The organism is Mumia sp. ZJ1417 (assembly GCF_014127285.1).
Classification (GTDB): domain Bacteria; phylum Actinomycetota; class Actinomycetes; order Propionibacteriales; family Nocardioidaceae; genus Mumia.
Map to the genome: position 1 here is coordinate 3525496 of NZ_CP059901.1, position 13665 is coordinate 3539160.

Annotated in this window: 5 protein-coding genes; 2 read left to right on the forward strand and 3 right to left on the reverse strand. The window is 73.0% G+C overall.

Going from position 1 to position 13665, the window contains the following annotated elements:
* Nucleotide 1 precedes the first annotated feature (1 nt).
* Entirely contained in the window at nucleotides 2-1624 is a 1623-nt protein-coding gene (locus H4N58_RS17140; RefSeq protein ID WP_167005960.1) for a GMC family oxidoreductase, read from the reverse strand.
* An 89-nt stretch (nucleotides 1625-1713) separates the two neighbouring features.
* On the opposite strand from H4N58_RS17140, the gene H4N58_RS17145 reads away from it, so the two are divergent.
* A complete protein-coding gene (locus H4N58_RS17145) occupies nucleotides 1714-10851 on the forward strand; it encodes a type I polyketide synthase (RefSeq protein WP_167251550.1) in 9138 nt (3045 codons plus the stop codon).
* Entirely contained in the window at nucleotides 10848-11240 is a 393-nt protein-coding gene (locus tag H4N58_RS17150; protein WP_167005966.1) for a holo-ACP synthase, read from the forward strand. The genes H4N58_RS17145 and H4N58_RS17150 overlap by 4 nt, the downstream gene beginning before the upstream one ends.
* A 139-nt stretch (nucleotides 11241-11379) precedes the next feature.
* Here the strand turns inward: H4N58_RS17150 and H4N58_RS17155 are convergent, their stop codons facing one another.
* Both H4N58_RS17155 and H4N58_RS17160 read right to left on the reverse strand, forming a co-directional pair.
* Complete coding sequence (locus H4N58_RS17155) at nucleotides 11380-12006, reverse strand: TetR/AcrR family transcriptional regulator (protein WP_167005969.1); 627 nt, start codon at nucleotides 12004-12006, stop codon at nucleotides 11380-11382.
* A 130-nt stretch (nucleotides 12007-12136) separates the two neighbouring features.
* On the reverse strand, nucleotides 12137-13612 hold the full coding sequence (locus H4N58_RS17160; protein WP_167005972.1) for a S8 family serine peptidase: 1476 nt from the start codon (nucleotides 13610-13612) through the stop codon (nucleotides 12137-12139).
* Nucleotides 13613-13665 lie beyond the last annotated feature (53 nt).

Below are 13665 nucleotides of genomic sequence, written 5' to 3' on the forward strand. Positions count from 1 at the left end.
CTCACGCACCGACGCGCGCGCCGCCCACCCGCGCCGGCGGCAGGACGCGCCCCCGCAGCAGGTCAGCAGCCTTCTCGCCGACCATGATCGTCGGCGCGTTGGTGTTGCCGCGCGGCACGACCGGCATGACCGACGCATCCACCACCCGCAGTCCCACGACTCCCCGCACCCGCAGCTCCGGATCGACGACCGCGGCCTCCCCGTCGCCCATGGCGCAGGTGCCGACGGGATGGAACAGCGTCTGGGTCTGCGCCCGGGCGTGCGCGACGAGCTCGGCCTCGGTCGGCACCGCGCGCCGCGCCGAGGGCAGCCACAGATCCTTGAGGAAGCGCGCGAGCGGCCCCGACGCCACGGTCTCGAGGAGCCGCTGCGTCCCGGCGACCATCGCATCGAGGTCGGACTGGTCGTCGTAGTAGGCGGCGTCGATCTCCGGGTGCCAGGTCGGGTCCGCCGACCGCAGCCGGAGCGACCCGCGGCTCGCGACGCTGACCAGCGTCGGCGCGATCGTCATCGACCGGACCTGAGGCTCGTGCATGCCGTTGTCGTAGAACGCGCTCGGCGCGACGTGCGCCTGGAGATCGGGTGCCGCGAGCCCGTCACGGGTGGCGAAGAACGCCCCCGCCTCACCGACGTTCGAGGCGAGCGGCCCCTTGCCGGTCGCCTTCCAGCGCAGGAGGTTGCCGAGCGTCGACGCCTCCGCGAGGTCGGTCGAGTCCCTGGTCGCCCAGACGAGCGGCAGCGCCGGGTGGTCGTGGAGGTTGGCGCCGACACCGGGCAGGTCGGCGACGACGTCGATGCCGTGCTCGCGCAGGTGGGCCGCCGGGCCGATGCCGGAGAGCATGAGGACCTGCGGGCTGTTGACCGCGCCGCCGGACAGCACGACCTCGCGCTCGGCGCGGGCGATCTGCTCGCCGCCGGCCACGCGGTACGCGACGCCGGTGGCCCGCCCGCCCTCGATCACGATCCGCGTGACCAGCGCCCCGGTCAGCACGGTGAGGTTCGGGCGAATGAGCGCCGGGCGCAGATAGGCGTCGACCACGGACCAGCGCCGGCCCTTGCGGCACGTGACCTGATAGAGCCCCGCGCCCTCCTGCGACTCGCCGTTGAAGTCGTCGGTCGCCTTCAGGCCCGAGGCCACCGCCGACTCGACCCACGCCTCGCTCAGCGGGTGGGTGTAGACGCGGTCCTCGACACGCACCGGGCCGTGCTGCCCGTGGTACGGGCCCGCGAGGCGGGTGTTGCCCTCGGAACGCAGGAAGTACGGAAGGACGTCCTCGTACCCCCATCCGGTCGCGCCGTGCGCATCGCGCCACGTGTCGTAGTCGACCCGGTTGCCGCGGATGTAGATCATCGCGTTCATCGACGAGCAGCCGCCGAGCGCCTTCATGCGTGGCCAGTACGCCCTGCGGCCGCCGAGCTGCTTCTGAGCGACCGTGCTGTAGCCCCAGTCCCAGCGGGTCTTGATGAGGTTCGCGAAGGCGGCCGGGATCGCGATCTCGTCGGCGTCGTCGACCGGCCCGGCCTCCAGCAGGAGGACGGACACGGACGGGTCCTCCGTGAGCCTCGTCGCGACCACCGCTCCGGCACTGCCGGCACCCACCACCACGTAGTCGTACGACGTCATGGCGGAAGTGTGGCATGTGTCACATGTCCCTGGAAAACATGAGGCTTGCCTCACGAAAATGTTGAGGTTTCCCTCATGTTTGGGTCATCATGAGACCTTCCGGCATCTACCTGAGGAAGTTCGAGGGACACGTGACGATCATCGACACCCCGACCACCCGGACGACGCACGTCGACCACCGTTCGCGGCTGATCGACGCTCTGAACGGCGGTACGCCCTACGCCGTCGCCTTCGGCGGCCAGGGCAGCCCCTGGCTCGAACCCCTGAGCGAGCTGCTCCGTACGTTCGCCCTCGGCTCCTCGATGCACGCCCTCTGCGCGGACGCCGAGTCCCGGCTCGAGCCCGTATGGGGTGAGCTCGCACGGCTCCCGTACGCCTTCACCCCGCTGGCCTGGGCCGACGCCCTCGCCGTCGCCGAGTCCGCCGCGTCCGACGACGCGCCCGCGACCCCCGACGCCGACCTGCTCGCCCAGCCTGCCGTCTCCGTGCCCGGTATCGCGCTGGCCCAGCTCGCCGGCCTCCAGGCGCTCGCACTGCAGGGCCTGGACCCCGCCGCGACGCCGCCGACCGCCGTCGTGAGCCACTCCCAGGGCGTGCTCGCCGCCGAGGTGCTCGCCGGCCGCGACCCCGCCGACGTCCTCGCGCTGGCCCGCCTCGTCGGCGCCGGCATCCAGCTCGCCGCCCAGCGCGCCGGCCTGCTCGGCGACACGATGCTCGCCGTACGCCGCGTCGACCCGGCCGAGGTCGAGCGCCTCCTCGCCACGATCGACGGCGTCGACGTCGACCTCGCCCTGCGCAACGGCCGCCGTACGGTCGTCCTGAGCGGCCCCGCCGCCGACCTCGTCACCGTCCAGCGCCGCCTCGAGGCCGAGGCCAAGACCCAGGCCGCCCTGCGCGAGCGCAAGGTGACCGGCGGTACGCCGTTCTCGCCCGTCTTCGAGACCCTCGACCCGCGTGCGGCCTTCCACCACCACGGGCTGCGCCCCGCCGGCGAGCTGGTCGCCACCTGGGCAAAGGCGTGCGGGCTCGACCCGGAGTGGGCGCGCGACGTCGCCGTCCGCGCCGTCATCGCCCCCGGAGACTGGGTCGACGCCCTGGAGTCCGCGCTCGACTCCGGCCCGGAGTGGATCCTCGATCTCGGACCGGGCAACCTCGCCTCGCTGCTCGCCGACTACGAGGCGACAGCCCGCGGCGTCGGGCTCGTCGCGCCCGCCACCCGTGAGGGCCACCGCGCGCTCACGACGCCGGGCGCCGCGCCCCGCCGACGCGAGGCCTGGGCGTCCTTCGCCCCGAAGCCCGTCACGCTGCCCGACGGCCGTACGGTGCTCGAGACCCGCTTCACCCGCCTGACCGGTCGCTCGCCGATCCTCCTCGCGGGCATGACGCCCACGACCGTCGACCCGGCCATCGTGGCCGCTGCGGCGAACGCCGGCTTCTGGGCCGAGCTCGCCGGCGGCGGGCAGGTCACCGAGGGCATCTTCGCCGAGAACGTCGGCACGCTCGACGACCTGCTCGACGACGGACGTACGTACGCGTTCAACGCGCTCTACCTCGACCCGTACCTGTGGAAGATGCAGCTCGGCCAGCAGCGCCTGGTCCAGCGCGCCCGCGCCACAGGGTCCGCCGTCGACGCCGTCGTCGTCAGCGCCGGCATCCCCGACCTCGCCGACGCCGTCGCGCTCGTCGAGGAGCTGCGCGAGTCCGGCATCTCGTACGTGGTGTTCAAGCCCGGCACCGTCAAGCAGATCCGCGAGGTGCTCGCGATCGCCCGCGAGGTCGCGCCCACTCCGATCGTCGTGCACGTCGAGGGCGGCAAGGCCGGCGGCCACCACTCCTGGGAGGACCTCGACGACCTCCTCCTCACCACGTACGCGCAGCTGCGTGCGCTGGACAACGTCGTCGTCTGCGTCGGTGGCGGCATCGGCACGCCCGACGCCGCATCGGCCTACCTGACCGGCGCGTGGGCACGCCGCCACGGCTATCCGGCGATGCCGCTCGACGGCATCCTCATCGGCACCGCGGCGATGGCGACCCTCGAGGCGACCACGTCGCCGCAGGTCAAGCAGATGCTCGTCGACACCCCCGGCACGCCCGAGTGGGTCGGAGCCGGCCGCGCCGACGCCGGCATGGCATCCGGGCGCAGCCAGCTCGGCGCCGACATCCACGAGATCGACAACGCCGCCTCGCGCGCCGGACGCCTCCTCGACGAGGTCGCCGGTGACACCGAGGCCGCGCAGCAGCGGCGCGACGAGATCATCGCCGCGATCGCCCCGACGGCCAAGCCGTACTTCGGCGACGTCACCGAGATGACGTACACGGCCTGGCTGGCGCGCTTCGCCGACCTCGCCTACACCGACCGCTGGCTCGACGTGACCCTGCGCGACCGGTTCCACGCGATGATCCAGCGTGCCGAGGCCCGCCTCCACTCCGCCGACCACGGCGAGATCGCGACGCTGTTCGCCGAGGGTGCGGACGTCGAGGACCCGCACGCCGCGCTCGCGACGCTGCTCGCCTCGTACCCGAAGGCGACGGAGGTGACCCTCCACCCGGCCGACGTGCCGTTCTTCGTCGAGGTGTGCCGCCGCCCGGGCAAGCCGGTGCCGTTCGTGCCGGTGCTCGACGGCGACGTCCGCCGCTGGTACCGCTCGGACTCGCTCTGGCAGGCCCACGACGCGCGGTACGACGCGGACGCCGTCTGCATCATCCCCGGGACCGTCGCGGTCGCCGGGATCACGCAGGTCGACGAGCCCGTCGCCGACCTCCTGCGCCGCTTCGAGGACGAGACGGTCGACGACGTCCTGACCGCCGGTGCGCTCACCTCGCGCGTCGCGGGTCGCCGTCGCGTCGACGCCGCCGACGACGTGCTGGGTCTCGTCCTCGCCGCGCCGGACGTCTCGTGGGCGGGCCGTACGGTCCGCAACCCCGTCCACCGCCTCGGCACCGACTGGGTCATCGTCGAGCCGGCACGCGCCGAGCACGCCGAGACCGGTGCCGTCCTGCGTACCGAGGGTGAGACCGCCGTGCTCGAGGTCGGCCTCGGCGGCGGCCGTACCCTGACCGTCCGCCTCCAGGTCGCCGACGCCGCCGACGGTGGCGCCCCGGTCATCACCGCAGACGACGCGGTGACGGCGATGCGCGATCTCGCGGGCCTCGCGGCCGGCGACGCGCTCCCGACGGTCGAGGGCGACGTCGCCCGCGCGGCCGTGACGTGGTCCGGCGACCTCGGCTCCGACCACGCCGCGGTCAGCTCCGGACCGCTCGTCCCCGGCGCCCGTCCCGCCCCCGACGCACTCGTCGGGCTCGCGTGGCCTGCCGTCTTCGCCGTGCTGTCGCACGCGCACGGCGACAGCGCCGTACCGCTCGTCGAGGGCATGCTCGACCTCGTCCACCTGGACCACGCGATCGCTCTCGCGGGCGAGCTGCCTCACGAGACGACGACGCTGGTCGTCGAGGCGCGCCTCGCCGACGTCACCGACACCGGTGTCGGGCGCGTCGTGACGATCGACGTGACCGTCCGTACGGAGGCCGGTGCCGCGGTCGCCACGATGCGCGAGCGCTTCGCGATCCGCGGCCGTACCGGCGCCGCCGACCTCACCGACCCCGTCATCGCCGGCGGCGCGGCACGCGGCCCGGTGGCCGACACCCCGCGCCGTACCCGCGCCGAGAAGACCGTCGTCGCCCCGAGCGACCTGCGGGCCTTCGCGGCCGTCACCGGCGACCACAACCCGATCCACACCAGCACTGCCGCGGCCCGCCTGGCCGGGCTGGGCGAGCCGATCGTCCACGGCATGTGGCTGTCGGCGGCCGCGCAGCACCTGCTGGCACCGCGCCGCATCGACGGTTGGACCACGCGCTTTCTCGCCCCGGTACGCCCGGGCGCCGAGGTCGAGCTGCGCGCTGTCCGTACGGGGCTGGACTCCGGCGCAGAGATCGTCGAGGTCACCGGACGCAGCGAGGGCGAGCTCGTCCTTGCCGCGACCGCGCGGACCTTCGCCCCGCGGACCGCGTACGCGTTCCCCGGGCAGGGCATCCAGCACGCCGGCATGGGGATGGCCGGCTACCAGCGCAGCAAGGCGGCGCGTGAGACCTGGGACCGGGCCGACGCGCACACCCGCGAGGTGCTCGGGTTCTCGATCCTCACCGTGGTGCGCGACAACCCGACGGTCGTCGTCGCCCACGGCGTGACGCACAAGCACCCCGACGGCGTCCTGTTCCTCACGCAGTTCACCCAGGTCGCGATGGCCGTCCTCGGCTCTGCGCAGATCGCCGAGCTGCGTGAGGCCGGCGCGTTCGTCGACGACGCGATGCTGGCGGGCCACTCGGTCGGCGAGTACAACGCGCTGTCGGCGGTCTCCGGCGTCATCAGCCTGGAGGCCGTGATCGAGGTCGTGTTCCAGCGCGGCTCGGTCATGCACACGCTCGTCCCGCGCGACGCCGAGGGCCGCAGCGACTACCGTCTCGCGGCGATCCGGCCGAGCCAGATCGGGCTCGACGACGACGCGGTCGCCCCGTACGTGGCGCGCATCGCCGAGGAGACCGGCGAGTTCCTGGAGATCGCGAACTACAACCTGCGCGGCTCGCAGTACGCGATCGCCGGAACGGTGAAGGGGCTCGCGGCGCTCGAGGCGGACATCACGAAGCGTCGCGCCGAGTTCGGCGGCAAGGCCGCGTTCATCCTCGTCCCGGGTATCGACGTACCGTTCCACAGCCGCGTCCTGCGTGGTGGCGTGCCGGACTTCCGTACGCGCCTCGAGGAGCTGCTGCCGGAAACGATCGATCCCGCGATCCTGCTCGGGCGCTACGTCCCGAACCTGGTGCCGCGGCCGTTCACGCTCGACCGCGCGTTCATCGCCGAGATCGCCGAGACGGTTCCGTCGGAGCCGCTCAACGAGGTGCTCGCCGACTATGACGCGTGGGCCGCGACGCCGGGCCAGCTGGCGCGGCGCCTCCTCGTGGAGCTGCTCGCCTGGCAGTTCGCGAGCCCGGTGCGCTGGATCGAGACGCAGGACCTGATGTTCGGCGACCTCGGCGTCGAGCGGTTCGTCGAGGTCGGCGTGGGCAACGCGCCGACCGTCGCCAACCTCGCGTCGTCGACCCTCAAGCTCCCGACCTCGCCCGACCGCCCGATCGAGGTGCTCAACATCGAGCGGGACGCGGCGGCGGTCTTCGCGACCGACACCGACCCGGAGCGGGAGCCCTCGGCGGTCGAGGACAAGCCGGTCGAGCCTGTCGAGACCCCCCAGTCGGCCGGGGCTGCAACGGTTCCCTCCCCCGCTGCAGCACCGGTCTCCTCCTCGGCCGAGCGACCGGCCGACCTCGCGTTCGACGCCGCCGACGCCACCAAGGTCCTGCTGGCCTGGTGGACCAAGATGCGGCTCGACCAGATCGGTGCCGCCGACTCCATCGAGTCGCTGTGCGACGGCGCGTCCTCGCGACGCAACCAGCTGCTCGTCGACCTTGGCGGCGAGCTGTCGCTCGGCGCGATCGACGGTGCGGCCGACGCCGACCTCCCGACGCTGTCGGGTCAGGTCAAGGGACTCGCTCGCGCGTACAAGCCGTTCGGTCCGGTCCTCGCGACCGCCCTCGGCGACCACCTGACCAAGGTCCTCGGCCCGACCGGCAAGCGCCAGGCCGCGATCGCGGAGCGCGTCACCGGCGCGTGGCAGCTCGGCCCCGGTTGGGCGAGCCACGTGACCGCCGAGCTCGCACTCGCGACCCGCGAGGGCACGAGCGTACGAGGCGGCGCGTTCGGTGACCTGAACGTCGCCGCAGGTTTCGACGCGGCCGTCGACGCCGCCGTCCAGGCCATCGGTGCCCGCCACGGTGTCGCGGTCGCGCTGCCGAGCGCCGGTGGTGGCGGCGACGTCACCGTCGACGCCGCCGCGCTCGGTGAGATCACCGCCGGCATCACCGGTCCGGACGGCGTGCTGGCCTCCACGGCACGGCACCTGCTCGCGAAGCTGGGCGTGGCGCCGACCGCGGAGACGACGGCGAGCGCGACCAGCGACGCCGACGCCGCCGTGCTCGCGCAGGTCGAGGCTGAGCTCGGCACCGAGTGGGCGCGGCTGACCGCTCCAGCGTTCGATGCCCGACGGGCGCTGCTGCTCGACGACCGCTGGGCGAGCGCCCGCGAGGACGTCGCGCGCATCGCCGCGGGCCGTGAGGTCGCCATTGCGACCAGCTCCTTCGCCGGCACCGGAGAGGACGTCGCCACCCAGGCTCGCTGGTGGGCGCCCCGTACCGACGACCCGGTCCTCGCGGACCGCCTCACCGCCATCGCCGAGGCCGCGCTCGACACGGCGCCCGGCGAGTGGGCCGACGACGTCGCCGTCGTCACCGGCGCGAGCTCCGGCTCGATCGCGTCAGCTGTCGTCGGCCGGCTGCTGGCCGGCGGCGCGACGGTGGTCGCCACGACGTCGAGCCTCGACCAGCGCAAGCTGCGGTCGTTCAAGGCGCTCTACCGCCGGTACGCCCGCGGCGGTGCCCGCCTGTGGGTGGTACCGGCCAACCTCGCCTCGTTCGCCGACGTGGACGCGCTCGCGTCGTGGGTGGTCGAGGAGCAGACGTCCAGCGCCGGCGGCGTGACCACAGTGACCAAGCCTGCTCTCGAGCCGACGCTGGTGTTCCCGTTCGCCGCGGGCCCGGTCTCCGGCGACCTCACCGAGGTGGGGCCGCGCAGCGAGGTCGACATGCGGATCCTGCTCTGGTCGGTCGAGCGCCTCGTCGGCGCCTTCGCCACCAGTGGCCGCGACCACGACCTGGCGTCCACGCTCCACGTCGTGCTGCCGGGCTCGCCGAACCGCGGCATGTTCGGCGGCGACGGCGCGTACGGCGAGGCCAAGGCCGCGCTCGACGCGATGGTCACGCGGTGGTCGAGCGAGTCGACGTGGAACCAGCGCGTCACTCTCGTCCACGCGATCATCGGCTGGGTCCGCGGGACCGGGCTGATGGGGGGCAACGACCCGCTCGTGGACGCCGTCGAGAAGGTTGGCGTCCGTACGTGGTCGACCGACGAGATGGCCGACGCGCTGCTCGACCACGCGACCGTCGACGCACGGGCGAGTGCCCGTACGGCGCCGGTGACCGCCGACCTGACCGGCGGGTTGGGCGAGGTCGAGCTGGACCTCGCGGCCCTGGCGCGCGAGGCGGGGTCTCGACAGGCTCGACCGACGGAGGAGGCTCGACCGACGGAGGCGACGATCGATGCGCTCGCGCCGTCGCCCGCACAGCTGCCGACCCGGCCCGAGGTTGCGTGGCCGAGCCTCTCGGCCCGTCCCGAAGACCTCGTCGTCATCGTCGGTGCCGGCGAGCTCGGCCCGTACGGGTCGGCGCGCACGCGCTTCGAGTACGAGGTCTCCGAGGAGCTCTCGGCTGCCGGCGTGCTCGAGCTCGCCTGGTCGACCGGGCTGGTCGCCTGGGACGACAACGGCGGCTGGTACGACGTCGAGTCGGGCGAGCCCGTCACCGAGGCCGAGATCCACGAGCGCTATCACGACACCGTGGTCGAGCGGTGCGGCATCCGCCGCTACGCCGACGACGGCGCGCTGGTCGACACCTCCACGCCGCTGCTCGCCCGGGCGTACCTCGATGACGACCTCACGTTCAGCGTCGGCAACGAGGCGGCCGCGCGGGCGATGTACGACGCCGACCCCGACCGTACGGTCATCGCACCCGGTGCCGACGGCGACTGGGCCGTCACCCGCAAGGCCGGCACCGAGATCCGCGTCCCGCGGCGTCTCGCGCTGACCCGGACGATCGGCGGCCAGATCCCGACCGGATTCGACCCAGGTGCGTGGGGCGTGCCGGCGGAGATGCTCGAGTCGCTGGACCGGGTCGCGGTCTGGAACCTCGTCTGCACCGTCGACGCGTTCCTGTCGTCCGGCTTCAGCCCGGCCGAGCTCATGCGCTGGGTCCACCCGGCGGCGGTCGCGAGCACGCAGGGCACCGGTATGGGCGGCATGACGTCGATGCGTTCGCTCTACATCGACACGCTGCTCGGCGAGGCGAAGCAGAACGACATCCTGCAGGAGGCGCTGCCGAACGTCATCGCGGCGCACGTCATGCAGTCGTACGTCGGCGGCTACGGCGCGATGATCCACCCGGTCGCGGCCTGCGCGACGAGCGCGGTGTCGGTCGAGGAGGGTGCCGACAAGATCCGCCTCGGCAAGGCCGACTTCGTCGTGGCCGGCGGCTTCGACGACCTCTCGACGGAGGGCATCATCGGGTTCGCCGACATGTCCGCCACGGCCGACTCGGGGGTGATGCTCGCCAAGGGCATCGACCCGCGCTTCGTGAGCCGGGCCAACGACCGGCGGCGCGGCGGGTTCGTCGAGTCGCAGGGCGGCGGCACGATCCTCCTCGCGCGCGGCGACGTCGCGGTGCGGATGGGCCTGCCGGTGCTCGGCGTGGTCGCGTACGCAGGGTCGTTCGCCGACGGCGTCCACACGTCGATCCCGGCGCCGGGTCTCGGCGCGCTGGCCGCGGCCCGCGGTGGCGCGCAGTCGCCGCTGGCCCGGGGGCTCGCCGCCCTCGGTCTCGGCGCGGACGACGTCGCTGTCGTGTCGAAGCACGACACGTCCACGGCGGCCAACGACCCGAACGAGTCCGAGCTGCACGAGCGGATCGCCGCGTCGCTGGGCCGATCGGACGGCAACCCGCTGTTCGTGATCTCGCAGAAGACGCTGACGGGTCACTCCAAGGGCGGCGCGGCCGCGTTCCAGATGATCGGGCTCTGCCAGGTCCTCGGGAGCCAGGTGCTGCCGCCGAACCGTTCGCTCGACTGCGTCGACGACGTCCTCGACGAGAACCCGCACCTGGTGTGGCTGCGCGACGCGCTCACGGCGCCGGCGCCGCTGCGGGCGGGGCTGGTGACGAGCCTCGGGTTCGGCCACGTGGCCGCGCTCGTCGCGCTCGCGCACCCGGCGGCATTCCTCGCGACGCTGGGTGCCGAGGAGCGGGCCGAGTACGAACGCGCCGCACGGGCCCGCGAGGTCTCGGGCCGGCTGCGGCTCGTGCACGCGATGTACGGCGGCCCCGCCCCGTACCAGCGACCTGTCGGACGTCGTCTCGGCGACTCCGGCGTGCGGGAGCGGGAGGCAGCCATCCTCCTCGATCCGCAGGCACGCCTCGGCACGGACGGGACGTACGCGGTGGGAGTGGGGAGTGCCGCGTACGACCAGGGATCGTCCGCGCCGGGTATCGGGGACGGCGAGCCGGGCACGCCGTGAGCGTGCTCGGGGTGGGCGTGGACCTGGTCCACGTCCCGTCGTTCGCCGAACAGCTCGCGCAGCCGGGAAGCCGGTTCGCCGAGCTGTTCACCCCCGGCGAGCGAGGTGACGCGTCGGATGGTTCCTCCGACCGTGCGCGTCACCTCGCCGCCCGGTGGGCCGCCAAGGAGGCGGTCGTGAAGGCGTGGTCGGCCTCGCTGTATGGGCAGCCGCCGGTCGTCGACGAGGCCAAGGCGCTGGCCGCGATCGAAGTCGTCAAGGACGCCTGGGGGAGGCCGGCGATCGTGCTGCACTCCCCCGTACGCGAGCACCTCGACGCCTCACGGCTGCACGTATCGCTCTCGCACGACGGCGACTACGCGATCGCGTACGTGACCCTCACGTCCTGACGCCCCGGGTCCCTCTTTTCGCCTCCCGGGTCGGTTTCTGGTGCCCGCGGGTCAGTGTGAGTGACCCGGCGCCGCCAGAAGGTGACCCGCGGCGGGCAGGGAGTGACCCGCGGGCAGGGAGTGACCCGCGGCCGGGGGGTTAGCCGGACTGCTCGGCGGCGAGCAGGTACGAGCCGAGCAGGCGCTTGAGCTCGATGACGGCCTCGGCGTGCTCTTGGCCGTCACGGATCGAGAAGTTGAGCATCGAGTACGCCACGTGGACGAGGACCTCGGCGATGATCTTGCGGCGGGCGCGCGGCGTCTTCGGCGTGAGCGGCGCGAGCACGTGCGCGACGTCGGCGGCGAGCTCGCGCTCGGTGACGGCGGCGGTCGCGCGTGTCGCCGGCGTGGACTGCACGGCGTGCCAGACCGCGCGCCGCGACGGGTCGGTGACCCAGAGGGCGGCGATGTGGTCCACGAGCTGGTCGAGAAGCCGCAGCCAGTCGAGCGTCGGCAGCTCGGCGGCGAGGCGCGCGAGCTCGGCCCGCACCGCGATCACGTCCTGTCGGTCGAGCTCGCAGACGACGACGTACTTGTTCTGGAAGAACTGATAGATCGTGCCGATCGGGATGCCCGCGCGATTCGCGACCTCCTCGAGCGTGAACGACTCGAACCCGGCCTCGAGCAGCAGGTCGCGCGAGGTCTGCAGAATCAGGTCGAACTTCTTCTGACTCCGCTCCTGCGTCGGCCTCCGCCGCGGCTCGAGGATCTCGACGGTCGCGTTCACGCCTCCAACCCTACCGATGCGTAAGTTCCGGCGCGGGGAGGCGTGGCCCGCGATGCAAACGCGAGTTGCGCAGACGCGGCGACGCGGCGCGCCCCGTACGAGGCTGCGCCGCGCCGGACTCGTCTCTGCGTCAGCGGCCTGCGGCGTCGAGCGCGTCGACGAGGCCGTCACCGAAGAAGCCGTTGTACGCGTCGGTGCCGGTGCAGCGCACGTCCGTCGGGCACGGCTTGTCGTCAGCCTGGGCCCGCACCAGCGCGGCGAGCTCACCCGGCGAGGCGTCGGGGTGCGACGACTTCAGCAGCGCCAGCACACCGGCCACGTGGGGCGAGGCCATCGACGTGCCCGACTTGAGCCCGTACCCGCCACCGAGCACGGTCGACAGGATCCGGCTGCCCGGAGCCGCCACGTCGATGACGCCGTCGCCGTAGTTGGAGAACGTCGACTTCGCTCCGGCCTGATCGGTCGAGGCGACCGTCACGACACCCGGCAGCTCGGCCGGAAGGTCCTCGCAGCCCTCGTCGATCGGACGTGTGCCCGGCGTCGTGTCGTTCGGGCTGGTCGCGTCGGTCGTCTTGTTGGCGAGGTCGTAGTTGGAGTTGCCGGAGGCGGCAGCGCTCACGACTCCCTTGCGCTCGGAGTACGAGACGGCGCGGCGCACGGCCTCCTTGGCAGCCGCCTGGTCGGGATCGTTGCTGCACCAGAACATCCACGGATCGATGTAGTAGCTGTTGTTGGTCACGTCGACCCCGTGCTCGGCCGCCCAGACGAACCCGCAGATCGCGTACTCGGGATAGATGTAGCCGTCGTCGTCGACCACCTTGATCGAGGTCATCAGGGAGTTCGGCGCGACGCCGACGATCCCGACGCCGTTCTTGGCGGCGCCGATCGTGCCGGCGACGTGCGTGCCGTGGTCGCTGGTCGTCGGGATCCACGCGGATCGGCTGGTGTCCGGCACGCCGTACGCGGTGCAACCGACCGAGTTCTTCGCGTCGAGGTTGGGCGCGAGATCGGGGTGCGTGTCGTCGATGCCGCTGTCGAGGACGCCGACGGTGACGTCGCGGCTGCCGTCGCCTGCCACGTCGGCCTTGATCTGGGTCATGTCCCACTGCTGCGCCTCGAGCGGGTCGGTGGCGACCAGCTCGGTCGCAGAGACGCCCTGGCGGACCTCGAAGGCCGAGCGGGTCTCGGTGCTCCGCGTGAGCGTGCGTGCCTGCGGCGCATCGGCGGGTGTCTTGACGGCGGCGGTACGCGTGGCGCCGACCGACTGGACCGCGTGGCCCTTGGCGGCGTCCACGACGTCCTCGCGGAACGAACCGCTCGTCGAGTGGGCGACCACGACGCCGATCTGAGGCCAGGACTGGACGACCGTACCGCCGGCGTCGCGCACGGCGCGCTCGGCGAGACGGGTCTGGCCCGGGTTCGGCTTGCTGTTGACGACGTAGCTCGTCAGCTCGCCGTCAGCGGCCTGCGTGGCGTCTGCAGACGCCGGAGCGGCGTTCAGGGCGGCAGCGACAAGGCCGAAGCCGCAGAGTGCGGCTGCGGCAGCGAAGGGGCGTCGAGAGCGGTGGTACGGGCGGGTCGGGGGTGGGGTTGCCGAACTGACCATGGGGGCATCGTCCTCCGGTTGCAGTCTCGTTGTGTGCGGCAACCGTAGACCGA

Coding starts and splice junctions, on each gene's coding strand:
- H4N58_RS17140 (WP_167005960.1), bottom strand. CDS start 1,624: ATGACGTCGTACGACTACGTGGTGGTGGGTGCCGGCAGTGCCGGAGCG.
- H4N58_RS17145 (WP_167251550.1), top strand. CDS start 1,714: ATGAGACCTTCCGGCATCTACCTGAGGAAGTTCGAGGGACACGTGACG.
- H4N58_RS17160 (WP_167005972.1), bottom strand. CDS start 13,612: ATGGTCAGTTCGGCAACCCCACCCCCGACCCGCCCGTACCACCGCTCT.